Annotated in this window: 17 protein-coding genes, 1 tRNA gene and 2 pseudogenes; 11 read left to right on the top strand and 9 right to left on the bottom strand. The window is 63.2% G+C overall.

Annotation, left to right across the window (positions count from 1 at the left end):
- Nucleotides 1–111 precede the first annotated feature (111 nt).
- Nucleotides 112–2058 (top strand): adenylate/guanylate cyclase domain-containing protein, encoded by a 1947-nt coding sequence (locus tag M446_RS35230; protein ID WP_012332645.1) that lies wholly within the window; start codon nucleotides 112–114, stop codon nucleotides 2056–2058.
- Nucleotides 2059–2362: 304 nt separating this feature from the next.
- Here M446_RS35230 and M446_RS38900 read toward each other — a convergent pair whose 3' ends face one another.
- The 4 genes and pseudogenes from M446_RS38900 to M446_RS13460 all read right to left on the bottom strand — a co-directional run bounded on the left by M446_RS38900 (nucleotide 2363) and on the right by M446_RS13460 (nucleotide 8406).
- The gene (locus M446_RS38900; RefSeq protein WP_265576609.1) at nucleotides 2363–2494 is read right to left on the bottom strand and encodes a hypothetical protein; all 132 of its coding nucleotides are present in this window, start codon (nucleotides 2492–2494) and stop codon (nucleotides 2363–2365) included.
- A 2265-nt stretch (nucleotides 2495–4759) separates the two neighbouring features.
- A pseudogene (locus tag M446_RS13470) lies at nucleotides 4760–5833 on the bottom strand (DNA primase family protein); the annotation flags it as partial.
- 228 nt (nucleotides 5834–6061) lie between these two features.
- Nucleotides 6062–6241, bottom strand: a complete 180-nt coding sequence (locus tag M446_RS37135; RefSeq protein ID WP_150108649.1) for a hypothetical protein — start codon at nucleotides 6239–6241, stop codon at nucleotides 6062–6064.
- Nucleotides 6242–7296: 1055 nt separating this feature from the next.
- Complete coding sequence (locus tag M446_RS13460) at nucleotides 7297–8406, bottom strand: IS110-like element ISMtsp6 family transposase (protein WP_012331157.1); 1110 nt, start codon at nucleotides 8404–8406, stop codon at nucleotides 7297–7299.
- Between the two features lie 1454 nt (nucleotides 8407–9860).
- Here M446_RS13460 and M446_RS13455 point away from each other — a divergent pair.
- Nucleotides 9861–10826: a transporter gene (locus M446_RS13455; protein WP_012332644.1), complete on the top strand. Its 966-nt coding sequence runs from the start codon at nucleotides 9861–9863 to the stop codon at nucleotides 10824–10826.
- A gap of 20 nt (nucleotides 10827–10846) precedes the next feature.
- Entirely contained in the window at nucleotides 10847–11179 is a 333-nt protein-coding gene (locus M446_RS37130) for a hypothetical protein (RefSeq protein ID WP_150108648.1), read from the top strand.
- A gap of 437 nt (nucleotides 11180–11616) precedes the next feature.
- Here M446_RS37130 and M446_RS35225 read toward each other — a convergent pair whose 3' ends face one another.
- From M446_RS35225 to M446_RS13440, 4 genes are all read right to left on the bottom strand, one after another.
- A complete protein-coding gene (locus M446_RS35225) occupies nucleotides 11617–12318 on the bottom strand; it encodes a site-specific integrase (protein ID WP_265576608.1) in 702 nt (233 codons plus the stop codon).
- A 420-nt stretch (nucleotides 12319–12738) separates the two neighbouring features.
- A tRNA-Arg gene (locus M446_RS13450) sits at nucleotides 12739–12815 on the bottom strand.
- A 322-nt stretch (nucleotides 12816–13137) separates the two neighbouring features.
- A complete protein-coding gene (tcuA, locus tag M446_RS13445) occupies nucleotides 13138–14649 on the bottom strand; it encodes an FAD-dependent tricarballylate dehydrogenase TcuA (protein WP_012332642.1) in 1512 nt (503 codons plus the stop codon).
- Between the two features lie 203 nt (nucleotides 14650–14852).
- Nucleotides 14853–15173: a DsbA family protein gene (locus M446_RS13440; RefSeq protein ID WP_050777484.1), complete on the bottom strand. Its 321-nt coding sequence runs from the start codon at nucleotides 15171–15173 to the stop codon at nucleotides 14853–14855.
- Between the two features lie 284 nt (nucleotides 15174–15457).
- Here M446_RS13440 and M446_RS13435 point away from each other — a divergent pair, with 284 nt between their 5' ends.
- The 3 genes from M446_RS13435 to M446_RS13425 are packed head-to-tail and all read left to right on the top strand — an operon-like array spanning nucleotide 15458 to nucleotide 19444.
- A complete protein-coding gene (locus tag M446_RS13435; RefSeq protein ID WP_012332641.1) occupies nucleotides 15458–16234 on the top strand; it encodes a DUF3365 domain-containing protein in 777 nt (258 codons plus the stop codon).
- Nucleotides 16235–16277: 43 nt separating this feature from the next.
- A complete protein-coding gene (locus M446_RS13430; RefSeq protein WP_012332640.1) occupies nucleotides 16278–19061 on the top strand; it encodes a response regulator in 2784 nt (927 codons plus the stop codon).
- Nucleotides 19058–19444 carry a response regulator gene (locus M446_RS13425; protein WP_012332639.1) on the top strand — a complete coding sequence of 129 codons (387 nt, stop codon included), beginning with the start codon at nucleotides 19058–19060 and terminating at the stop codon, nucleotides 19442–19444. Before M446_RS13430 ends, M446_RS13425 begins: the two co-directional genes overlap by 4 nt.
- Nucleotides 19445–19560: 116 nt before the next feature.
- On the opposite strand, the gene M446_RS13420 is transcribed toward M446_RS13425, so the two are convergent.
- A complete protein-coding gene (locus tag M446_RS13420) occupies nucleotides 19561–21156 on the bottom strand; it encodes an adenylate/guanylate cyclase domain-containing protein (RefSeq protein ID WP_012332638.1) in 1596 nt (531 codons plus the stop codon).
- Nucleotides 21157–21191: 35 nt separating this feature from the next.
- Between M446_RS13420 and M446_RS13415 the strand changes: the two genes are divergently transcribed.
- From M446_RS13415 to M446_RS13395, 5 genes and pseudogenes are all read left to right on the top strand, one after another.
- Nucleotides 21192–21524, top strand: a complete 333-nt coding sequence (locus M446_RS13415; RefSeq protein WP_012332637.1) for a hypothetical protein — start codon at nucleotides 21192–21194, stop codon at nucleotides 21522–21524.
- Between the two features lie 260 nt (nucleotides 21525–21784).
- Nucleotides 21785–23446, top strand: a complete 1662-nt coding sequence (locus M446_RS35220; protein WP_083784671.1) for a GAF domain-containing protein — start codon at nucleotides 21785–21787, stop codon at nucleotides 23444–23446.
- Nucleotides 23446–24846, top strand: a complete 1401-nt coding sequence (locus M446_RS13405) for an IS30-like element ISMtsp4 family transposase (RefSeq protein ID WP_012330561.1) — start codon at nucleotides 23446–23448, stop codon at nucleotides 24844–24846. The genes M446_RS35220 and M446_RS13405 overlap by 1 nt, the downstream gene beginning before the upstream one ends.
- Nucleotides 24824–25252, top strand: a pseudogene (locus tag M446_RS13400) (sensor histidine kinase); the annotation flags it as partial. The gene M446_RS13405 and the pseudogene M446_RS13400, both read left to right, overlap by 23 nt.
- Entirely contained in the window at nucleotides 25249–25647 is a 399-nt protein-coding gene (locus M446_RS13395; protein ID WP_012332636.1) for a response regulator, read from the top strand. The pseudogene M446_RS13400 and the gene M446_RS13395, both read left to right, overlap by 4 nt.
- Nucleotides 25648–25765 lie beyond the last annotated feature (118 nt).

Genomic DNA, 25765 nt, shown 5'->3' with positions numbered 1-25765 from the left:
CTGCAACTGAGGGCCCATTGTCTCGCCGCGCCATCGTAGCTCCGGGACAGCCTGGTCGGTTGGTGATGTCTTCCGATAGGCTTATCCTCCAAGGGGGAGGGAGCGGTCGGCATGAGGGAGACCACTGCTGATACGGATCGCAGGCTAGCCGCCATCTTGGTAGCGGATGTGGTCGGCTACAGTCGGTTGATGGGGTCTGACGAGGCCGGAACCCTGAAACGGTTGAAGGCGGTTCGTCGGGAGGTGATCGAACCTGCAATCGCTCGGGCCCTAGGGCGCCTTGTAAAGACCACTGGGGACGGGTTCATCGCGGAGTTCGGGAGTTCGGTTCGCGCGGTCGCCTGTGCGGTATCCATTCAGCAGGCGGTCCTCCGTCACGAGGCCAACGAACCTGAGAACCGAGCACTACGGCTTCGAATGGGGTTGAACCTCGGCGACGTGTTCGTTGAGGGGGACGGGGACCTTTACGGGGACGGCGTGAACGTCGCAGCCCGCCTCGAGCCTCTCTCGGAACCAGGAGGCGTGTGTCTCTCCCGCGCGGTCTACGACCAAGTGCGGGACCGGCTGCGCTACCCGTATGAGGACAAGGGCAAACTCGAACTCAAAAACATCGCAAGGCCAGTAGGGGTGTTCGCGATTCCAGCATCGGCCATCCCCATGCTGGCGACCGAGGAGCAGGGCGCCGGTACACCCTCTGATCTACAGAGACGCTCCAGGACGGCCGTTTGGGTGGGCGGTGGCGCGATCGTAGCCCTGGTGGCTGTTGGGCTTGGCTGGTCGTCTTGGCGAACCGCTCGAACGCCAGACGCGACCCAAACCATCGCCGCGAAGCTGACTGGAGAGGCCAAGGAGGCTCCACGCCTATCGATCGTGGTTCTCCCCTTCATGAACCTCAGCAATGATCCGGAACAGGATTTCTTCGCTGACGGGATCACTGAGGACCTCACCACGGACCTCTCGCACCTCGAAGGCAGCTTCGTCATCGCGCGCAACACCGCCTTCACCTACAAGGGCAAAGCGGTCGACGTGAAGCAGGTAGGACGTGACCTCGGCGTGCGCTACGTGCTGGAGGGTAGTGTCCGTCGCACGGGCGACCAGGTCGTGCTGAATGCACAGCTTATCTCAGCAGAGACCGGGGCCCACATTTGGGCGGACCGCTTCGAGGGGGAGCGCAGCCGCCTTGGCGAGCTACAGGTAGAGTTTGTCGCCCGGCTTGCCCGCTCACTTGATGTGCAACTGACAAAAGCCGAGAGCCTTCGCTCCCTTCTCGAACGGCCCAACAGTCCAACTGCCGCGGATCTGGCCATGAGAGGGTGGGCCGCTCTCAACCGACCTCCCAGCCCTGCACACCTTCGAGAGGCAATTAACCTTTTTGAGCGTGCTCTTCAACTGGATCAGAAACTTACCTCTGCACTAGTAGGTAAGGCACGAAGTTTATCATACCTGGTGTGGCTTCGGTGGAGCACGTCTCCTTCCGATGATTTGGCTGCGGCAGATGAGGCCATCACACCGGTCCTCTCCGATGCACCTGAAAACGCAATGGCTCACTTTGTGAAGGCAGAGATACTGAAAGCGAGGAAGAAACATGAATTGGCAGTGCCTGAGTTCGAAACGGCGATCGCAAAAGATAGAAATCTGGCTGTAGCCTATGAAGAGCTTGGGCACACAAAAATTCTCCTCGGAAAATCAACTGAGGCACTGCCCCTCATTGAGAAAGCTCTTCGATTAAGTCCGCGTGATCCAGCGGTGAATTTCTGGTTGTTCCACATGTGTCATGCTTTTACACACCTCGCTCGCGACCTGGATGCCATTGCCTGGTGCCGCAAATCAGTAGCAGCTGGCCCACTCTGGCTTGCTTATATCGACTTGTCTGCAGGCTACGCTTGGACCGGCCAAAAGGCGCAAGCAGAGGCAGCAGTCGCGGAACTCCTAAAGCTGATGCCCGGCTACACAGTTAAAAAGTGGGCAACAGCGGGCTTTTCTGACAACCTTGATTTTCTCGTTGAGTATCAGAGAATAGTTGAAGGGTTGCGGAAGGCGGGTCTTCAGGAGGAATGATAATGTTATTGAAGAGACTGGCCAATGAGGTTTGCGGACTCGTCATCGTGAAATGCGAGAAGATTGGAAACGCCTGCATCGATTTGCGTCGACACGAATGAACACACCCCACTAAGATCATTATAGCACGGCCCTCCGCACGCATCGAAGAGGCGGTGAGCACCCCTGATACGATGTGAGGGCGAATGCTGCCGGGCTTGTGGGCGCCCGACGCAGGTTATTCGAACGGTCGGCGCGATCCTGACCATACACGCCGGGCCTGGCGGGTCGGAAACGGTGATCGTTACGCGCTGCCTCTCGTGAGCTACGCGTGTGCCTTGCCCCGTGCGAGTGATGCGAGAGCCCGGAACGGAAGGGCGATCGCGGCAATGATAGCGCTGACGATCAGGACGACGAGGAACGGCAGGAACGCGAACGAGATGGTGATCAGACGCATACGGCCTCCTCAGTAACTGACTGCCCTCAGCACCGTGGGGATGCCGAGCCACAGGTGGTATGGTTAACGCTATCGGCCCGTTGACGCTTCGTCCATCCTCCTGAGCGCGAGAGGGAACCCGAGGTTGCGGATGGGACGACGTCCATGGCGCTGTCGGCAGGTTCCCGGTCCCGACCGCGGTAGGCGTGCCAATGGGACCGATCACGGTAATGATATGGGGCAATCACGGGAGAGGGGGGAGCGGAAGGATTGTTGCTGGACGTCCCTGGGCCCATCGTTCGCCCACCTTCTCGCATGTTGGGAGTGGATCAGCCCGTCAGAGCACGCTCCGTTGCACACGTTCCATGAGGCGGTGCACGTCCCTAACCCGGTCCGAAGGCGAATGGGCGGCGTTGGCACATTCCAACAGCGTGGTCGGAAGGCGCTAAGGGCTCATACCAGTGGCGTGAAGGCAGAGACCAAGCCGGTAGATGCCATGGTTTTCTTCTCCTGGCCGCCTACCAACCTCTTCCCACTCCCTCAGCGCACCGGCGACCTTGGCTTCCTGATCTTGAGTGTGGATGTCTGTGTCGGATGGGGGGAGGAGGTGACCATTGTGGGATTACAGTGTCCTCATCACAGACTCCATTCAAGATTCGCTGCTTAACGTTCAAGGGTTTACGACCACCCGAACGATAATACGTGAAGAAGGCGCCGGTTGGGTCCTCGGGCTGGCATGGTAGGTAGAGCAGGTCTGACCCGTTGAACTTCCTGCAAATAAGATGGACTATTCGGACCGGCCTCGTTGTCCGCCTATCCTCATGAATAAATTCGGATTCTTCGACTACCCACACGACTTTCTTCAAGATTATGTAGCATAATCATTTGGTTATCGCTTGATTAGATGGAATACGGATGCGTCGCCTTGGTTCACAAGGTGTGATTCGAAAAAGTGTTTTAACAAGCAACACGGAGATGGGGTAACAGTGCTGCGAACTCGTTTGGCTTCAAGTCACATCGCACAAGCCGGCGTCCACACCCTTGCTAACGAGAATGGTGCGCGGTTCGATGTTGGTCGCCGTGGACTGGGAAGGCGATAATGATAATGAAGGCCACTGCCTCATCCGGAGGAACCTGAAATCTTCTGTCCCGCATCGCCTCTCTTACTCCCGCCTTCGAAGTGTGAAGATGTAGGACGTTCCATCGATCAGATAGAGAAACCATGACAGTTGGACAGGAATTTACAGAAGGTCCTATATTCCTATAAATATGCGTGGTCCGAAGGACGAAAAGGGGGCCGCAAGGACCTCTTTTCATATAATGTTATGACTTTATTCTGATCGTGATCCGATAGGCACCGGCCTTGATCTGCTTTGATTAGACCGCTAAAGCCTTGTCCCGACCCATAAACTACCATGAAACCCGGAATGATGTGTGTTACAAAATTCTTTGATTGATTGAAAATATAGAAGATCGAGATCTTATTCGATACGAGGACGTATTATAGAAACAATATTACTGGCCTTCGGCCAGCGCTTCGCGTTCGCTATTATCTTCTTTGTTCATTCAATATCTAGATCATACATTCTTATCTCACAGAAGGTGAGTAGGCACACTTCACCTATCTCAGGTGAAGCTGTTCTCACAGTGCGGAGCCGAGAACACACGCTTCATAGAACAACTCACAGCCTAGGTAACTTGGTGCCGCAAGGAAGGGTGGTTGCCCTGTCTCCTTTTATGTTCCGTTCGTACAACGGTCGCTCTCTGGAAGCCATGAAGCCGACATCCCAGCAGCGTGAGGGTAACACATTCCCTCATCATGATCCTGTCGTTGGACCTTACCGTGTGTGCTTAACTCGTTGATCTGCCGGCGGCTGGTCTTTAACCCAACGCAAGCTCCAAGAGCCGTCAATACGTGCACACAATATATCTATCAGTATATAGTATCACGACTAGCCCATTTCAAGGCCAAAGGCGCAGAAATTTTGGCAAGTGACACGGTTATTCTGGGCACACGCCGCCTGTAGATCAGAACGTTACAGTCATCACCAAAGGCGGTGCGTCTCATTGCTGGCCAGTGCATGCCCGCGAACATATGCGTGAGATCGCCTTCGGGGCAGATAGGCAGTGTGCTTCATCGTCGTTTTAAGGCCGACGGTGGAGGCGAAACCTCTCTCGGCGACCGGTGGCGAGGACGCAGAAAACCCGGTACCCCACTTCCACCCTCCACCCTCCACCTGACCTGGGCGTCTAGGCTGACCGGGAGACGGACCATGCTTCAGGCGATTAGTCCTTCTCATTGCCCTTCGGCAGCAGTCTGACTCCCTTTCGCCCGTTCCCAGATTTTGTTGAATACACGTCGAAACCCAAACGCGTCATCTCTTTACCAAATTGCACGTTGCCAAGTGGGATGAGGCCACTCACGGCGCACCATCTGGCATAAACATTGTGGAGATCTTTCATCAATGTTCTTGCCTCTGGGTCGATCATGCAAGCACCGTCTATAAACTGACCGACGGTGTCATTGTCGCGCCGGTAGGCCCGTGTGGCATCGACGATGGATGCAGGTGATTTCAAGCCGACCCTGTTGAACTCCTCGAGACCAGCCAGAGCCCAGTTGAGGATGCCGGGCAGTTCAGGCTCAAGCTCTTCGAACAGGTTCATATTCCGCTCGCCCTCTGAGATCGTGACCAGGAACGTAATGATGTGGACGCGCCTCCAGATCGCCTCATCGCCCGGTGGGATCTCGGGCAGGTCATTCATGGCCAGCCACAGCTTGAAGCTCGGCTGGTAGGAGAGCGGCGCACCCTTCCGGGGTTGGCAGGTGATCGGATCGCCACCAGTCAGGAGCTTCACCTTGGTCACCGAGAGCCTCTGGCCAACCTCGGTTTCGTGTGCGGAGACGAAGCGGTATCCCCTCAGGCCCGCGAGCTCGTCCGTCCTGTCATTGCCAGACCGAGAGGCCATCAGGACTGACATGGGGATCGACGTTCCGTACTCACCCATCAGCGCCCGAATGATCTTGAGGAGGGTCGACTTGCCGTTCGCTCCTTGCCCAAGCAGCAGGAAGAGACACTGCGCCTTTGTCCAACCCGTGAGCGTGTAGCCGACCGCTCGTTGGAGGAATCGGATCTTCTCAGGGTCATTCGGGAAGATGCTTTCCAGAAAATTCATGAGCTTGGGGCAGGTAGCCGCAGGATCGAATGCTACTCCGAGCCGTTTCGTCACAATAATAGTGGAATCGACAATGATCTTCCTATTCAGGTCGAGAATGCCGTTCTTGCATCCGGCCGTATAATCGTCGGCATCAATCCTTTTACCAGCGACAGTGAGGAATATTTTCGCGCCTTCCACCATTGAATTGGTGTTACGAAGAGGGTATTTTGCTTTGAGGGCTTTCGGCTCTGCGTCAAAAAAGGCATCAGGGAGGGTTGTCCGAAACTAAACTGCGATCTTCTGGACCTCTTCCTGGCAGATGCGACGGTAGACACCATGCTCTTGTAGGAGGTCTGGTCGTCGGGATGGAACAGCAGTTTGCCATACATAGCCGATGAGAATGCCTTGGCGGCTCCGACATCGGTAGTTGGATCAATTCCGGAAGACGACGCTGAGGGAACAGTAGGGCCTGAGCAGGTGGGGGGCTGGACGGGTGCTGAACCACGCCTGGATCTGCTCGAAGCACTCGGCACCCAGGATGCGCGACAGGAGTTCGGAGCCACCATCCGGCGCTCCCTCGGCGTGCCTCTCGTAGCATTCCGCAACCTTCATCAGGCGATCCCGCACTTCCTCGTCACCGGCCTGACTACACACGGCACGGATCACCTCCTCGCATGTGATCCGGTCCACTCCGTTGGCGACGCAGAAGGCAATGAAGGCGGACGCGAGGTTATCCCGCTGACCCTTGTGCCAGTGCGCTGCCAGGATTTCGGTGATGGGCCTCAGCCAGGGCGCATGCTCCCCAGCCGAGTTAGGAAGCCCAGTCAGCAGGTCAACATCGCCGCCCTGTGAGCGACCCGTTCCGTCCAACTCGTGAGCACGTTTGTCATCGCCATACATCACGCAGTGCCCTCACTGTTCAGCCGCCTAACTGAAGCGGTTAATGGGCACACATGCATTCAGGTTCAAGCGGTTGACATTAATTGCAAAATAATCAGAATTAATGCCCTGCTCTTGCAAGCGCGCATCTGCACCATCAAAGAGATTTTGTCAGGAATGATTTCGAACTATACGTGCGTCTCAGATCATAATACCTCATTATAATTATGCGAACTGCCGGAAGTCCGCAACTGCTATCAGACACATACTTTCATTAATGAGTGAGCGGGACCATGCCTACAGGTGAGAAGGTGGGTACGAGTCGAGCCTGACCCCCGGTTCCGTGCGCCGAGGCCCCATAATGGTAACGGAATGGAGGTCCTGGGCTGAGGTCGTCACCGGTGCTTTGATCAGTCGCACCTTCAACGAGGCTCGAGGTGCTCAGCAGACGGCGCCTTGTCGATACCCACAGGGCGGAGGGGGGACGAACACGCCCGGAACAGAGCTCTGATGTCCGCAGTCAACTACCGGGACGAGCGAGATCGTTCGCTCTGAGGAGCGGCGCAGTGAGGATGTACGCGCATGGGTGGAGACGGGACCGATGGACGTCGGTGATCAAGCTCTGATGCGCGGGTTGGCTACCGCAGTCCCGAGTGTGCGTCCGGAGCTGTCCCGATCTTACAGCGGGCGTCGGCCTCACGGCCGGCCACAAAGCGTCTGACGGGCGTTCTCCTGCCGTGGTCCCGCCCCCGCCGATGCGCGAGGAAGCGTCCCGCTTGGTGGCCGCCTCAGGCGACCCGCGCCTCCCGGGCGACCGACCACATGAAGCCGACGAGTTCGCGGGCGATCGCCGTGCAGACCACCGTCGCCTTCTTGCCGCGCCCGATCAGCGCCCGGTAACGAGCCGTGAGGCGGGTCTGGGCCTTCCAGGCGATCTCGCGCACCCGTGGCGTCGCGGCTTCCATCCGGTAGAGCTTCTTTGCTCCGACCTTCGGCGGGTGACGGTAGGTCCAGGCGCTCTCCACCAGCATGTGCCGCACGCGCCCATTGCCGGCCTTGGTGATCCCGCCGCGCCGGACCGTGTCGCCGGTGGACCGCTCGCTCGGTACGAGGCCGAGATATCCCATGAGCTGACGCGGACTCTCGAAGCGGCTGATGTCGCCGACCTCGGTCGCGAAGGTGACAGCGACGATGAGGTCGATGCCGCGCAGGGTCTGCAACGCCCGCACGACCGGACCGAGCGACCAGGTGGGCACGAACTCAGCGATGGCCGCCTCGATACGCGCCACGCGCTCCTTGGCGATCCGCACCGCCTCGACCAGCTCCTGCAGCGCGATCTGGTGGGCGGGATGGTCGAAGCGCTGCTCCTGCAGCCAGCAAAGATAGCGCATCGTCCAGCCCTTCTTGCGGGGATAGACGCGCCCGTGCTTGAGCATGAAGGCACTGACCTGCTGGCGATGCACGCGCAGGCTCTCGACGGCAGCGGCCCGGGCGCGCACGAGATCGCGCATCGCCTCATGGCCTTCGTCGGGCACCCAGACGGCCGTGAGCTCGCCGGCGCGCAGGAGCTTGGCGAGCGCCACCGCATCGCGGCGGTTGGTCTTGACCCGGTCGCCGGGCTTCCTGGGGATCAGAGAGGGCGCCACGACGGAGCAGGAGTGGCCGAGTTCGGTGATGAGGCGGTGGAGACCGTAGCCCGTCGGCCCCGCCTCGTAGCAGAAGTGCAGGCGCTCGTGCTGGCCTGCCAGGCGCCTCACCAGCCGGCGCATGCTCTCGGGCGAGGCGTCGACCTCACCCAGGTAGCGGACCTCGCCTCCACGCTCGCCATCAGCAACGGCGACGGCATTGCGCATCTTGGACACGTCGATCCCGACGAAAACCTCGGTAGCATGGCCCACGGCTCGTCCTCCTGCGATGAGGATCGGCTCGGCCGCGCCGAGCAACCCTCGAAGGCGCAGTGTAGGGCGAGCCACCCCGGCTCGGCGGACATACGGTCTTACCTACGGCCGCCCGATCCCCTGGCGACCCGCTCCCGACACGCTTGGAATCGGCCGACCGTCGAGATCCCTCCAAAGGGGTCGGCCTTGAGCCGCGTGAGGGTGGCAGGGGAGGGCGTGCAACAACCCGTGTCGCGGTGCGCGAGAAACCCGACGGCCAGCTGGACGACGATGTGACTACCGAACTGTTGCCCTCCGCCACGGGCCCACTCGCCGTCCTGTCCAGCTCTGTAGTCCAGTCGGACACGGCCCCAATCCACGCGCATGGGAGCAGGGCAGCCGAGTTCCCCTGGTCGTCGGCTCTCAGTGAGCTCCGAAGCGCGCTCGGGACCGGAGAGCTGTCCACACGCACCGAGCACCCATCGCCACAATGATAAGCGGGCACCAGAAAGGGAGGGACCCATGGCTTACCAGTTGCGCATCTCCCCAGTTCCGCTTGGCCCATCTAACCGCGATCGTTCTCAACCCGGTCAGGTCTCCCTAGGCGGCAGGGGCCCTCCGGGGTAGTGCTCAGACCATCGAAACCGCGACAGGCAGGGGAGGTCAGGTGGGAGTACCTCGTCTTCGATCCCAACCGTTCAAGGGCCCTTGCCCCCTTCCCAGGCCGGCGCGCTGAAACTGAGGCGTGGAGGAACGATGGCCGATCAGCCGGCGCGCCGCTCTGACCCACTTCGCAGGTCATCCGATGTTGCCCAGGGCTGTGCCACGCAGGTGCGGTCATCTAAGCCCTTCGTACTTCGGAACTCCTAAGAGGCCTTGCTACGCGACTGAGGCTGGTTAGCTGCCAATGCCGTCAGCCGCCCAGCACTGGATTGAGGGACAGGTCGCGGATGCCGGCACGTCGACGCTCGGCCCGTAGCTGATGCTCACGTCCCTGAATGAAAAAGGGCGGGCCGGGGGAAGGAAGCTGTTCAGACTGTTCGCACCCGGCCCGCCATCCAGCACCGACACGCGGGGGCACGGTCGACGCGGTATGAGACGCTTCTTATACAGAATGGCGGCCGATTGCGAGACAAAAGGCGGTCCCGAGCGGACTGACACTCAAGCTGTGGCTACGCGCAGGGTGGTTCCGTCGTCTGCGGCCGAAGTCTCGATTAGCAGGGCTGCCAACCTGCATGCCGCAGCGCCGCAAAAATGATGCATTTCTGCCACGGCGGGTCGCGGACGCCCACGAGCTGAGCTGTTTCCGCTGTCCTTTCGCGCAAAGCTGTTGGATATTCAGAATCGTTCAGACACGAGGTAGGGCCGTAAGGGGGCGCTTGGGTGCTGTTGAAGAGGGCCGCGGGACAAGACGGTCTGAAACACCATACCAGGGCTGCGGCGCGGACGCCTTAGACACAGAAATGGAACGCCAAATGATGAAGAACTGGCTTGTAGCCGGCGCGGCCGCGCTCACGATTGGTATGACCGCGACTGCGTCGTTCGCGCAAACGACTACGGTGCCCGGTGAGCAGGTCGGTCTCGCCGTCGGTGCACCGCTGCCCGAGGGTGTGTACGCAATTAATACCTTCCGTTACGGTATGCCGGACAACGGCCCTGTCGACGTCGGTGTTAACATCCCAGTGCTTGTGTGGTCGACCCCGGTCGTCCTCGGCGGCGGTCGCGTCGAACTCGCCCTCGCCCCGCCGACCGTCTTCGTGTTCGGTAAGAACGGCGGCCCGAACGGCATCCGCGACCTGTCGATCAACGTCGGCACATTCATCGGCGCGATCTGGGCCTTCGATCTCGGCAACAACTTCGGCGTCAGCCTGCTCGGCGGTACCTACCTGAACGAGCTGAATGGCGACCGCGGCGTCCTGGTCAACAATGCCGGCAACTTCGTGGGCGCTCCGGTGCTCGGCCAGCTCGCTTCGAACACCTACCGGTTCGGCATCGCGGGCAGCTACACCGGCGACGGCTGGAACCTGACCGCCAACCTGACGGCGAACATCTATGACTCTCCGGCCAAGTTCCCGGGCCTGAATACAATCGGCTTCGGCAATACCCGTGGCCCGTTCATCATCTCCGACTCGCTGAACCTCGACCTGACTGCGACGAAGAAGTTCGGTAAGTTCGAGATTGGTGCGATCGGCTACGGCACCTACAACTTCGATACGCGGTTGGTCAGCCTCGCGGCCGGCAATCGGGGCCGCTTCGCCCTCGGCGGCCTGGTCGGCTACGATTTCGGCTTCGCGACGGTCCAGGTGTACGCTGCCCGCGACGTAGCTGTTTCGGTGCCGAACTCCGAGAGCACCGAAGTGTGGGGCCGCATCATCGTTCCGCTTTATACCGCAGCGGCTGCTCCGGCCCCGGCTCCGGCACCGATCATTCGCAAGTACTGATTGGTTCCTGAGTTCGTTACGTGATCGAAGCCCACGCTGGTATCAGCGTGGGTTTTTTGCTATGCGCGCACCCTTCGCTGCACGGCAATTTCATGGACCAGCGTCAAAAAAATCGCATCGATCACGCAGCTCGGGTCGCAGTCGTCATCCAAGATCTCCGCCTTGGAGGGATCTCGGATCCGGCGGAGATCGCTTCAGCTCTCAATGCACGTGGCATATCTGATGTGCGTGGTAGGGCCTGGACACTGCTTGAGGTACTCCGTTTCGACAAGCGGCCGAAGGAGCGAAAGGTGCCATTGAAACGCGCCGAATGGACCCAATTATCTAATCCGAATCGTATTACGAATACATAGCTATTACGAGCCGTCGAGCAAGTTCGTATTCAAAAATAGCAAGAGAGGCATAAATCGTAATCAAGTCGTAACTGCTGTATATATGCAACAAATTTCTATAGCGAATAGGTCAGGTAGTCAATCCTTCTAGTGATCTGAAATATACGGTGAATAACAGTCGGAGTGGAGTCTTTATAGTAGACCGGTATAAGATCGGGGACCTTGGGGCTGGCTCGCATCTCAAATCGTAGGCGTAGAATTCAAGAACTCGTACCAAAGCTATACCCCGGCTCCAAGCCATTCCCGCGTGCTCTTGTGCGTGTTCGTAGTCGGGGACATGCGATAGAAGCCCGCTATTCCACTCAACTCGGTAATCTGGTTGGCATTAGTCTGGTCCCGTCCGGTCGCAATCCGTAAAATGATACCCATTACAAGCATCGCCGAACGCCCCACTGTCACTATTCCGAAGCGCCTGATTGACCGACATCCCTGGCTTGCTGCAACTTCTTAGCGAGTACCTCCGGCCTCAGGTGGGTATACCGCATCAGCGTTCTAGTATCCCGGTGACCACTGATCAGGGCGACCTCTGGTATGCTCAGGCCTATTTCGAAGAACCGTGAAATCGCTTCATGTCGCAGATCGTGAAATCTTAGTTCTGGTAGTCCGGCTCGGTTTCTTAGGCGTTCCCACGCAAGCCTTACAGCATTGCCGGTCAAGGGAAACACGCGCGCGTCCGTCCTTGGCAATCCCTTCAGCACACTCAGCGCTCCTGGGCTCAGTGGGATGGTCCTGGAGTGCCCATTCTTGGTCGTTTCGAGATATGCAATTCGACTTGATAGGTCCACGTTGGCCCACCTGAGAGTCAGGAGCTCACCCCTCCTCATGCCCGTTTCGATCGCGAGGTTAACGAGTGGTCGAAGGTACCAGACGCGAGACCGTTTCAGCGCCAGGATGAGAGCCTGCGCCTGTTCCGCTTCCAGTCGCTGCTGACGCCCCTTTGACGGCTCGGGGAGTTTGATTTGCCCTACCGGATTCGAGGGTAGTGGAATGCCCCACTCCCGGCGAGCCACCTCCAGACAGTGACGAAGGATGGTCAACTCGCGACGGACGGAGTCCCCGGCGACGATCTCCAGCCGATCATCCCGATAGCGGGCCACCATCGAAGCGGACAGCCTTCGCACCTGTGCCTGACCGATCGGGTGGGCCTGGAGAGTTCCGATCCGCGATCGCTCCGACCTCGCGCCTCGCTTCTTGCAGCTGACGGCCGCCTGGTAGCGCCTGAGAATTTCTGCGACCGTCAGCCCCTTGGGTTCACGAGTGGCAACGCTGAGGCTGCCGCCTTCAATCTCGCGTTCCCTGTCCCGGCCCCACGCCACAGCCTCGGCCTTGGTGCGGAAGGATCTGGATAGGGGAGGAAAGCCGTCGCGTCGGACCTGAGCCTGCCAGGATGTGCCGCGCTTTCGAATGGTCGCCATTGGTCGTGCCCACACAGCTTGTGACAGCAGCGTGACAGACCGACCGATATGGGCTGATTCCCCGACCCTCTCTGACAGAAATGCTATCTTTGTCAAAGAGTTAGGTGGCGCACCCGACACGATTCGAACGTGTGACCTTTGCCTTCGGAGGGCAACGCTCTATCCAGCTGAGCTACGGGTGCTGACCGCGGCACTTCACTAGCGCATGACGCGGGCCGGCGCAACGGCGAAGAGGGACGTGAATCCGCTCAAAGGGATCGGGCGCCGGCTCCTCAGGCAGAGGTCACACGGTCGAGCCGTGTCGGGTGCGCGGGGAGGGGAGGCAGGGGCAGGAAGGGGCCGGCGCTGTGCCTCGGGTGCGGACGGATTGCGCCGCGGTTGAGGCGCGTGCACCGCGGGTGTGCCGCAGTGCTGCCTCCCGGACGCCGTCCCGGGCGACGCCATGGCGCGTGCCCGGATTGATAGTAGCGGGCTTATCGCGGCCCGGCTGACACGCCGTGGAGCTCAAGGTGCTCCGCGGCCGGTCTGAGCGGCTGCGCCGGCTCCAGCTCGCCGGCCGAACACGACGCCGGAGGTCAGGCCGGAGCCACCCGGATAGCCGTTGAAGAACACCCCGCCGACGATCTCGCCGCAGGCGTAGAGGCCGGGGATCGGCGCACCGTTCTCGGCGATCACTGCGCCGGCCTCGTCCACCTCCAGGCCGCCATAAGTGAAGGTGATGCCGCCGGTGACCGGATAGGCCTTGAACGGCGGGGTATCGAGGGTCTGCGCCCAGTTCGATTTCGGGAGATCGAGGCCCTTCGTCCCGCGGCCGTCCTTGGCGGTCGGGTTGAACTGGACACTCTCGTCTACGGCGGCGTTGAAAGCGGCCAGCGTGGCGCGGGCCTGCTCCTTGTTGTTAAGTCCGTCGAGCTTGTCGATCAGCCGGTCGAGAGTGTCACTTTCGACGTAATGCGCGTCGTGGAAGCGGTATTCGCTGTAGAGCAGGGAATCGACCTTCGAGTCGAAGATCTGCCACGCGATGTGTTTCGGCTGCTCCATGATCGCGCGGCCGAACTGCGCGTAGGTGTAGTTGCGGAAGTCGCGGCCCTCGTCGACGAAGCGGCGCCCCTCGGCGTTGATCATGACACCGAGGAAGTAACAGATCTTGCGGTAGTGCTTGCGCTCGAGGTGGGGCAGGGCGAGGTTGCCGTAGGGTGGTGTGTAGAGGTCCATCGGCGTGGCGTGGCAGCCGCCGTAGAAGCCGTGCCGCCGCGCCCCGAGCCGGAACGCCATGGCGAGCCCGTCGCCGCGGTTGTGGGGCGTGCCGCGCACCTTGGCGTCCTCCCAGCCTGGGCCGATGAGTTCGGCACGCAATTCGGGGTTCGACTCGAAGCCGCCGCAGCCCAGGATTACGGCACGCGCCCGGATCGTCCCGGCCTCGCCGGCGGCGGCGTGCGTGCGCACGCCGCAAACGCGCCCATCTTCGACGATCAGGTCCTCGGCCGCGCAGCCGAAACGGATTTCGCCGCCAAGTGCCTTGAACGCGGCGCGCTCGGCCTGGACGAGGCCCAGGCCCTCGTCGCGGGTCGCGAGCGTCAGGCCACCCCAGAACACGAAACGCCCGTCCTTCTCGTAGGACTGGCGGGCGTAGATCGGCTCGAATTTCACACCCTTCGAGGCGAGCCAGCGCACAGCGTCGTAGCTCTCGGCGATCAGCGTCTGCTGCTCGCGGCTGAGCGGGCGCCCATCATTGAAGCCGAGGAGGTCTGCCGCGAAGCGCTCGGCCGTGTAAGCGCCGAACTCCGTGCGAGCCAGGCGCGGGTCGTGCGGATCTTCGAGGAGCGGCAGGAGGTCATTCTTGCCCTCGTAGACGAAGCGCATTGCGCCCGCCGTGTAGGCGGTGTTGCCGCCGGCGAGATCGGGCCCCGCCTTCTCGATGATCAGCACGCGGCGGCCCTGCTCGCGCGCCGCGATGGCCGCGCTCATCGCGGCGTTGCCGGAGCCGACGACGATAATGTCCCACTCGGTCTGCATGGGGGATCTCTCCATGATGGTCGGCCGCGGCGGGCCGCACAGCCGTGTGGCCGCGGTAGAATGTTAGGGCGGCACCAAGCCCGCATGCAGCGGCAAGCATCAGCCAGTAGGCTGGGGCGGCCTTGTCGCCGGTAGCGCTGATGAGCGAGGTTGAGACCAGGGGCGTCGCGGTGCCGAATAGGGCCGCCGCTTTCGTTGAGAAATTAGCCGACAGAGCCAAGCACCTTGAGCCACTGCTCGGTCGGCCGCGCGCCAGAGACCGCCCACTTGCGGTCGACGATGAAGAACGGCACGCCCGCGACCAGCATCCCGGCAGCTTGCTGTTCTACGGCCTCGACGAGCGCTCTCAGCTGCTCGTTGCTGAGCGCCTCCTCGATGACGGGGCGGCCGAGCCCGGCGGCTTCGCCGATGACGATGAGCACATCGGGGTCGCCGATATCCCGGCCCTCGTCGAAGTAGGCGCGGAACAGCGCGTCCACGAACGGATCGGCTCGCCCATCGTGCGTCCCGGCCGCGATCAGCATGTGGGCACGCCGTGTGTTCGGGGTCCGGAGCACCGAGTGAAGGCGATGCTGATGCACTCCCGGCGGCCAAGGTTGCGGCGGACGGAGTGCGCCCGCTCGTGCAACTGCGGGAACTCACGTTCCTGAGGCGGGCGCCAGCGCCGACCGCGCCCTCCACCGGCAGTCCCGTCAGTTCGGCCGTAACTCGCTCCGACTCCTCGTATCGTAACCTTGCGGCCGAGCAGGTTGTTGCTTGCCATGCGATCGTCAGTTGATAATGCTGAGCTGATGCGAGGGCTCATGGCATGGTTGCGAAACATGGCAGGACCAAACGCGCCGTCACCAGTTTCGCCCTCATGCTGATGGTCGTCGTGGCGGCTCCCTCGGCCAAGGCCATCGACGATGCCGGTCGGGATGACCGGCGCATCGCCGAGATGCTGGCGGCCATGCTGCGCGCGGGAAGGACGGTCATCTCGCAATCCCAGGACGTGATCAACGATCCGACGGCTCGTCACAAGGGTCTCGACGGAGACACCGTGCTGGCCCGTTCCGTCGAGGTCTACCGCCAGGCGACGGGCATGGATCCAGGCGCGCTTCCGGCGGGAAGCCGGGAGGGCCGGCTCCTGCAATACGAGATGGCGGCGATCAAGGAAGTGGTGGACGCCAACCAAGGCACGATCAACGCCGCCGGGACCGGCTTCAAGGGGTTCATCCCGGCGGTCTTCGCTCGCCTCGTCAGCGAGGCGTTCTCGCGCCGGGCCCAAGGCGAGGCAGACATGAAAGTCACGGCGCCCCTGAGCCTGGTCCGCAACCGCAAGGTTCGGCCGGACGCTTGGGAGGCGGAGGTGATTAAGGACCGTTTCCAGGCCCCGGACTGGCCGCATGGCAAGTCTTACGAGATGATCATGGACGACCAGAATGGACCGCTCTTCCGCATCGCCGTGCCGGAATACTATACCGCCTCGTGCCTGAGCTGCCACGGCGGCCCGAAGGGGGACCTGGACATCACGGGCTACCCCAAGGAAGGCGCGCGCGTGGGCGATCTCGGCAGCGTCATCAGCATCAGGCTGAGGCGCTCGTGACGGCGGCGCTCGCCGCGCCGGGACGGCGGAGAGTGCCGCAACGATGAGGCTCGCGGTGAGTCCGACGCACCTCCTCGATCACATCTCCATCAGGACACGGCTGATCCTCCTCGCCTTCATCCTGATGGCCGGCATCATCGGAACCAACCTCTATCTCTGCACTGCCCTGAACCGGGCGGCCGAGGCGGCCGCCCGCGCGGACCGTGCCATGGTTCGCATCGAGGTCGCGAACGACGTCCGCAATGCCTTCGCGGACCTGCGCTACTGGACGACCGACCTCGCCGTCAGCCTGCTCACGCAATCCGAGCGCAACGCGGCCGAGGCGCGCAAGAAGCTCGACGCGCAGCTGTCTGTCCTGGCCAAGACCGACCCAACCACGGCTGCCCAGATCGCCACGGAGGTCGCGGCTTTCGCCGAAACGGCCAACAAGGGGGTCGACGCCTACACCAACGACCAGCGCGTGATCGGCAATTCCCTGGTCGCTGAGGCGCGGCGTCACGGCATCGCGGTCGACCGCATCCTCGCTCAGCTCGACGATCAGCTCTCCGGGCAGGCCCACAGCGCGCGCGACCTCGTGCTCGCGCGGACGATGACGGCGACGCGGGTCTCGTTCATCGTGGTGGGTCTGGCGATCGTGTTCGGGATCGGGCTGACCGCGCTGGTGCTGCACTCCATCCTGGTGCCGCTGCGACAGGTGGTGAAGTCCCTGAGCGCGATCAGCGAGGGGCGTTTCGACGTGCCGCTGCCTGAAACCCGGGACGCGGAGATCCGCGGCATCGTGCGGGTCATCGCGTTGCTTCGGACAGCTCAGGCGGAGCGCGAGCGCCTGACGCGCGAAGCGGAGCACCAGCGGCTCATCCTCGAGGACGCGGTGGCCTGCATGCAGGAGGGCTTCGCCCTCTACGATCGCGACGACCGCCTCGTCATGGCGAACGCGCGCTACAGCGAGATGCTGATGGGCCAGTCCGCCGCTGCCGCGATGGGGCTGCCGTTCGAGACACTGATCCAGCAGGTCGCGGCGCGGCGCGACGAGTCGGACGCCGAGGCGGACCTGGATCACGACGCGTGGATCGCCCAACGCCTCGCCGAGCATCGTCGGTCTGGGAGCACGACGGAGACACGGGTGCGCGGGCGCTGGCTCCAGATCGCCAAGCACCGGACCCACGACGGGGGCACGGTAACCCTCGTGATGGACATCACCGATCTCAAGCAGCGCGAGATCGAGCTGGACCAAGCCAGGGCGGAAGCCGAGCGGGCCAACCAGGTGAAGTCGGAGTTCCTGGCCAACATGAGCCACGAACTGCGCACACCCCTCAACGCGATCATCGGCTACAGCCAGATGCTGCGGGAGGATGCGGCCGACGATGGCAATGACGGCGCGGTCGCGGACCTCACCAAGATCGAGGGAGCCGGCAAGCACCTCCTCGACCTGATCAATGACATTCTCGATCTTTCCAAGATCGAGGCCGGCAAGATGGATGTCTTCCTCGAAGAGATCAATATTCCTGAGTTGCTGGAGGATGTGCGCCTGCTGATTGAGCCAGTTGCGGCGCGAAACGACAATCGGCTGGTGGTCGCCTGTGCAGCGGGGGCGTCCCGGATGGTCACGGATGTCACGAAGTTGAAGCAGAGTCTTCTGAACCTGCTCAGCAATGCTGCAAAGTTCACTAAGGGTGGTCTGTTGACGCTGTCGGTCGATCCGGATCCCGACCGGGCCGGCAATCTCTGCTTCGCCGTCAGCGACACCGGCATCGGTCTCTCGCCGGAGCAGGTCGGCCGCCTCTTCCAGGCCTTCCAGCAGGCGGACAACTCGACGACGCGGAAGTTCGGCGGGACGGGCCTGGGCCTCGCGATCACGCGCAGCTTCGCCCGCATGCTGGGGGGAGACATCGCGGTTACGAGCGCGCTCGGCGCGGGCAGCACCTTCGTCATCACCTTGCCCGCGCATCCGCCCGTCAAGGCCCCCCCCGCGGAGGGCCGCGCGGGCGAGGCGGCCGCCAGGACCCTGCCCGACGGCAAGCAGGCCGACCTGCCGGGGCCGACGATCCTCGTCGTCGATGACGACGCGGCCTCGCGCCACATCATCGGCTCGCTCCTGATTCGCGAGGGCTACAGACCGATCTACGCCGAGTCCGGCGAGGACGCGCTTCAGGTGGCTCGCGAGAGGCAGCCCGCCGCCATCACGCTCGACATCATGATGCCCCGCCTCGACGGGTGGGCCGTGTTGCAGGCGCTGAAATCCGATCCGGACCTGACGCCGATCCCGGTGATCCTCGTCTCGATCGCGGCCGACCGCGGGCTCGGCTTCTCGCTCGGCGCCTCGGCGGTGCTGAGCAAGCCCGTAGACCGCGCCCAGCTCGCCGCCGCCATCCGGACGCACCGGCTGCAGGGCGCGGGTGAACTCGTCCTCATCGTCGAGGACGACGGCGCCATGCAGGCCGTGACCGCCCGCACGGTCGAGCGCCTGGGCTGCCGTGCGGAGATCGTTGGCAATGGTCGAGAGGCCCTGGACTGGCTCGCAACCCACCCGCAGCCCCGGCTCGTTCTCCTAGACCTCATGATGCCGGTGATGAACGGCTTCGAGTTCCTGCGCGAGTTGCGCTCCTGCGCCGACAGCCGGGAGATCCCGGTGATCGTCCTGACCGCTAAGTCGTTGACTGAGGCGGAGCGTGCGGAGCTCGTCACCATGACCGAGGGCGTGGTGTCGAAGGCGGATGCCGGGAGGCTCGATCTGAAATGGGTTCTTCACGAGACGCTGTTCGGCCATAACGGGCCGCCGGCAGCCGGGGCGGTTAGCGAGCGACCTGCGGCAGAGGAGGTCACATGACCCGCGTCCTGCTGGTTGAGGACAACGAGTTGAACCGCGACATGCTGAGTCGGCGGTTGAAGCGCAGCGGCTTCGAGGTTCTCTTCGCGGAGGACGGCCAGCAGGCGGTGGACACGGCGGCGGCGGAGATGCCGGACCTGATCCTGATGGACCTGAGCCTTCCGACGATGGACGGCTTCGAGGCGACCCGGGCGCTGAGGGCGAACGAGAAGACGGCCGGATTGCGCGTGATCGCGCTCACCTCGCACGCGATGTCGGGCGACAGAGAGCGCGCGCTCGCCGCCGGCTGCGACGATTATGACACGAAGCCGGTCGACCTTCCCCGTCTCCTCGGCAAGATGCACGCGCTGCTCGATCCTGCCGGAAAGCCGGCGGAGGGCTGACCGCGCTCCCGGACGGCGCGTTCCGGCCGCCGGCTCCGCCCCGCGCGGGCCGGGGCACCTGTCCGGCGCGTCGCGCGGCGGCCGTCGCCGCGCCGTCGGCCAGACGCCGCACGGCGTCAGGTGTTGCCAGCGTGCGAGGCTCCATCGAGGAAGTAGGTCTCCATCGGGCCCTTGCCCTTGATGTGCGTGACGCCGCGCGGAGTGCAGAAGAAATCGCCGCCGAGCGCCCGGCGGGTGCTCTCCGAGATGTGGATCCGCCCGGCCTGCCCGTGCGATTCCATGCGGGCAGCAATGTTCACGCTGTCGCCCCAGACGTCGTAGGCGAACCGGCTCTGCCCGATCACGCCCGCCACGGCCTCGCCCGAGTGGATGCCGACCCTCACCGCAAGCTCCACGCCGAGCGCTCGCCCGACCTCCTCAACATCCGCCATCATGTCGAAGGCGAGGAGGGCGATGCGCCGGGCGTGATCGGGCGTCGTCTCCGGGATGCCGCCCGCCGCCATATAGGCATCGCCGATCGTCTTAATCTTCTCGACGCCGCGGCGCGCGACGGACCGGTCGAAGGCCGAGAAGACCCGGCTGAGGAGATCGACGGTGCCGCCGGGCGTGAGCCGTCCGGCCAGCGGCGTGAACCCCACGAGGTCGCAGAACAGGACCGTGACCTGCGCGAAGCGGTCCGCGATCGCCGCCTCTCCGTTGCGCATTCGCGCGAGGATCGGCCGAGGAAGAACGTTGAGCAGGAGCCGTTCTTCCCGCTCGCGCAGGAATTTTCTCTCAATCGAGGTTGTGATTCGGACGCGCAGGATCGTTGGATTGAACGTCTTGGGAAGGTAATCCTCGGCCCCGGCCTCCAGGCAGCGCACGATGCTGCCGATGTCGTCGATGCCCGAGATGACGATGACGGGAACGTGACGGGACGTCTCGGAGGCCTTGAGGCGGCAGAGAACTTCGAAGCCCGACATGCCCGGCATGATCATGTCGAGCAGGATGAGGTCGTAGTCCTCCGCGGCGACTTTGGCGAGCGCGGTCGCGCCATCGTCGGCGAGCGAGACGTCGTGGCCCTCGCGGGCGAGCCGACGCCGGAGGAGGTCGCGGTTCGTCGGGTCGTCGTCCACCACCAGGATCCGGCCGGTCAGCCGGGGCGCGTCCATCTCGGCTGCGGCCGGAGAGACCGCGCGCAGGAACTCCGCGATGGCGGCCGAGGTCGCCATCGGCACCTCGGCGTCGGACTCGCCGCGCAGCTCTCCGACCTGGGTGAGCTGCTCGATCCGGGCGAGCATCTGGTCCGTGCAGTCCCGAATGTGCGTGAGATCGGCGACGAAGGGGCGGCCTTCGAGTGTCGACATGTCCTCGATCCACATCTCGCTGTAGCCCTTGATCGCGTTCAGGGGCGTGCGAAGGTCGTGCTTCAGGCGGCTGAGGACGAGCGCGCGGTTCTCGGCATCCGCGGTGAGCAGGACACCCGACGAGCCGGCTTCTGCAATCAGGAGCGACAACTGCATGTTCGCTACCTTGATGCGCTCGAGATCGGCCATGAATTCCGCGTATTGATCCCCTCCGGCATCCTCGATCATCATGCCGACGAAGCCGTCTATCGCCGCGCTCGGCGCGGAGAGTGCTTGGTCCAGGTAGGACTTCAGGACGCGTGCAACGCGACCGTTCAAGTGACTCGCGTCGTCGGGCCGCAGCATCGGCGCGCGCTCATTGGCCATGGTCCGTCCTCCATGCCGGTCAGGAGATAGGTCGCATGAGCAGCATCCGCGAGCGGTTTCGGGGGCGGTGGCGCATCACCGAGACCGGCACCTGGGACAACGACTATCTCGACATGATTGAGCCGGCCTTCATCGCGTTCGAACGAGGCGGCACGGGCGAGTTCCGCTTCGGGGTGGTCGTCGCGAGCCTCGATTGCTCCTACAGCCAGACGGATGTGGGCTTCCGGTTTCATGGCTCAGACGAGGGTGACGAAGTGTGGGGCGACGGCTGGGCTGAGTTCGACGGTTCCGACACGATCCACGGCGAGATCGCCTTCTGGAACGGCGACGAGACCACCTTCAGGGCGCGCCGATGGCCGTCGTCGTAACGAGGCCGGACGGTGATTCAGCGCGACGGGAGCGGCGCGGAGGCTAAACGTGGCTTCGAGCCGGGTCACGCAGAGTGCGCCAGAAGGTCGTTGAGGAAGCCCGAAACTGGGTCGCATACCGGCGATGGCAGCCGGTCACGGGCGCGTGCAGCCGACGTAGACCAGGTGGCGTTCGGTTTCGAGAAGCTCGTTCCCTATTGACGCCTTCACTGAAGTGTCCGCTTGATACATCGCCTCCATCAGGTGCGCTTGTGTCCCCGATGCGTTCTTCCGACAACGGCTCTCCACTGCCCGATTCGCTGTCGAAGGCGATCCGCGAGCGGGATCAGGCTCTTCACCATCTGGCCGCACTCTCCAACGTGCTGAAGGCGATAAGCAACTCAAATTTTAACCTCACTGTTGTGCTCGAGGCTATAGCCCAGTCGTCGGCAGAACTGTGTGAGGCCGACGACAGCACGATCTTCCTCCGCAGGTCCGACGAAATCGGGGACGCGTTCTACGCCGACGCGAGCTGGGGCACGTCGCCCGAATTCAGGGCCTTCATGGCCGCTAACCCGCGGCGGCTCTGGCACAAATCCTTGGTTCCGAAGGTCGTCCTGGCCGGATCCGTCGTCCACATCCCCGACAAGCTCCTTGATCCCGATTACGCCTTCCCAGGTGCGAGCGAAACGCGGCTGGGATCGGGGCTGAGCAACTCGAGTGCGCTACTCGGGATCCCTATGTTCCGCAACGGCGTGATCGAGGGAGTATTCTCACTCACGCGACGGGAGCCGACGCCCTTCACGAACAACCAGATCAAGCTTGTTCAGCTGTTCGCCGATCAAGCCCTCGTGGCAATCGAAAATGCTCGCCTATTTAGGGAGGTTAATGCCAGAACTGAGGAGCTTAGTCAGGCGCTTCGGCAACAAACAGCGATGGCGGAGGGGTTGAGAATTGTCCGTCAGTCAGGATTCAGTTTAAAAGATGTCTTCGGAACGCTGACCGAATCGGCAGTAAGGCTGTGCGACGCGACAAGCTGTATCCTGTTTAGGCGCGACGGAGGCCTCTTGCACCTAACCGCCAGCTTCGGCGGCAGACCGGAATTCATCGCGTGGCACGCTCACCACCCGCTGACGGTTGACCGAACGAGCATCGCGGGACGCGCCGCCTTGTCGGGGCACACCATTCACGTGCCCGACATCAATCAGGATGCCGACTTCCGACTTCGCGAGTCTGTCGACCTCGGAGGCTGGCAGTCGGTGCTGGCAGTTCCCCTGCTTCGCCAGGGCGAGGCGATCGGCGTTCTCGCCTTGGCGAAGCCGGACGCCACACCCTACGGGCAGAGGCAGATCGACCTCGTGGAGAGTTTCGCCGACCAGGTGGTGATCGCCATCGAGAACGCTCGCCTGTTCGATGAGGTCCAGGAGCGCACGCGCGAGCTGTCCCAGTCACTCGATGACCTGAGGGCGGCCCAGGACCGCCTTGTCGCGACCGAGAAGCTCGCCTCACTCGGCCAGCTCACGGCCGGCATCGCGCACGAGATCAAGAACCCGCTGAACTTCGTGAACAACTTCGCGGCCCTGGCGGCGGAGCTGATCGACGAACTGAACGAGGCGCTGGCCCCAGCCGCTCTCGACGGCCCGGTCCGGGAGGAGGTCGACGCGCTGACCGGCCTGTTGCGGGGCAACCTCGAGAAGGTGGTCCAGCACGGCAAGCGCGCCGACTCGATCGTCAAGAACATGCTGCTGCACTCCCGGGAGGGCTCGGGCGAGCGCCGGCTTGTCGACGTCAACGCCCTCGTGGAAGAGAGCCTGAACCTCGCCTACCACGGCGCCCGGGCGGAGAAGCCGGGATTCACCGTGACACTCGCTCGCGACCTCGATCCCGGCGCCGGCGGTGGATTCAAGTGGTCGTCGCAACGGCTTGGCGGAGGGCGGTTGTGATGGCAGGTCGGCGGCGTTCGGATCGGGCACTTCGCGAGAAGCTGCGGTCACCGGGTCGTCCCGGGGTCGGTCTGCGCGAGACGCGGCGGGGGTTCTGGGCGTTCCTCGCGCAGGGTCTCTCCAGCGAGGTCGCAGCGATGAAGCTCGGGATCTCGCCACCGGTCGGCTCGCGGTGGTTCCGGACAGCAGGCGGAATGGCACCTTCCCACCTGTCACCATCATCCAAGTCGCCTTCTGCGCGCTACCTGTCGTTGGCTGAGCGGGAGGAGATCGCGATCCTACAAGCGCAAGGTCACGGGGTCCGGGACGTCGCTCGGCGTCTGGGACGGGCGGCGTCGACCATCTCGCGGGAATTGCGCCGCAATGCGGCGACCCGCAGTGGCGGCCTGGACTATCGCGCCACGACCGCGCAGTGGCACGCTGAACGCGCGGCACGCCGGCCCAAGCCAGCAAAACTGGCGGGGAACGCAGCGCTGCGGACGTACGTGCAGGAGCGGCTCGCCGGAACTGTCGCGACACCGGGCGGGAGCGCTCTGCCTGGCCCTAGCGTTGCCTGGAAGGGACGGCGGCACGGGCGACGCCAGAGCCGGCGATGGGGTCGATCCTGGAGTCCGCAGCAGATCGCCGAGCGCCTACGGCTCGACTTTCCGGGCGATACGACGATGCGCATCAGTCACGAGGCGATCTATCAGGCGCTCTACATCCAGGGCCGGGGCGCGCTGAAGCGTGAGCTGACCGCGTGTCTTCGCACAGGACGGGCTTTGCGTGTGCCGCGGGCCCGCAGCCTGGGCCGAGGCAGGTCGTTCGTCACCCCCGAGGTGCTCATCAGCGAGCGTCCGCCCGAGGTGGAGGACCGCGCGGTGCCGGGGCACTGGGAAGGAGATCTGATCCTGGGTCTGAAGAGTTCGGCGATCGGGACCCTGGTCGAGCGCACGACGCGCTTTACGATGCTGCTGCATCTTCCGCCGATGGACGGCCATGGGGTGACACCGCGTGCGAAGAACGGCCCGGCGCTGGCGGGGCACGGGGCCCAGGCGGTGCGCGAGGCGATCGCCGGCACGATCGCGCGCTTGCCCGAGCAGCTGCGGCGCTCGTTGACCTGGGACCAGGGTACCGAGATGGCCGAGCACGCGCGCTTGCGGATCGACGCGGGTCTGCAGGTCTACTTCTGCGATCCACGCTCACCCTGGCAGCGGGGGACGAACGAGAATACGAACGGGTTACTGCGACAGTACTTCCCGAAAGGAACGGATCTGAGCGCCCACAGCGCGAACGATCTTGCTGCTGTGGCCGCAGCCCTCAACAGCAGACCGCGCAAGACGCTGAACTGGAAGACGCCGGCAGAGGCGCTCGACGCTGTGCTGGCTGCCGTGCAAGATGGTGTTGCGACGACCGCTTGAACCCAAGGGCCGCGCCGACCTCTACCCGCAGGAGATCTCGCGGGTGCTCCTGAATCTTTTCTCGAACGGCTTCCACGCCGTGATGAAACGCAAGGCGGAGGCTGACCCAACGGGCTACGAGCCGAGCCTTTTTGTGGCGACGCGCGACCGCGGCGACAAAATCGAGATTCTGGTTCGCGACAACGGCATTGGCATTCCGGAGTCCGTGAGGACGAAGATGTTCAACCCCTTCTTCACCACGAAGCCGGCCGGAGAGGGCACCGGCCTCGGCCTCTCGCTCAGCCACGACATCGTGGTCAAGCAGCACGGCGGCACCATCGAGGTCGAGACCGAGCCCGGGGCTTTCGCGGTCTTCCGCATCCTCCTGCCCCGCGGCGGATCCGTTGCGCCGGAGAGCCCGGCATGAGCGTCCTGATCCTCGTCGTCGACGACGAACCCGACGTGGCCGACCTGTTCCGCCAGCAGTTCCGCCGCGAGTTGCGGGCGGGCCGCTTCGCGCTCGCCTTCGCGCAATCGGCCGACGAGGCGCTGGCGCGCCTGAGCGCCCCGGGCGAGGAGACCCTGATCCTGATCTTCTCCGACATCAACATGCCGGGCATGACCGGCCTCGACCTCCTGCCGCACGTGCGCAGCGCCCGGCCCGACGTGCCGGTGATCATGATCACCGCCTACGGCGACGCCGAGACGCGAAGGCGCGCGACGGAGGGCGGGGCGGCGGGCCTGCTCACCAAGCCGATCGACTTTTCGGCCCTGCGGGCGGAGGTCGACCGGCGGCTGTTGGAAATCGGCCGGGCCGCATGACCGGCGTGACCTCGCCGACGAAGGTGTGAGCGGGCGTTGGATCCTCCTCACTTGTGGGCCTGCAATTTTCCCCACCCTCCCGGCCGCCCCTGAGCCTCCTGTTTGAGGCGGGATGCCC

It is taken from the genome of Methylobacterium sp. 4-46 (genome assembly GCF_000019365.1).
GTDB lineage: Bacteria > Pseudomonadota > Alphaproteobacteria > Rhizobiales > Beijerinckiaceae > Methylobacterium.
The sequence above is the reverse complement of the archived record's forward strand: the minus strand, read 5'-3'. Positions and strand labels throughout refer to the sequence as shown.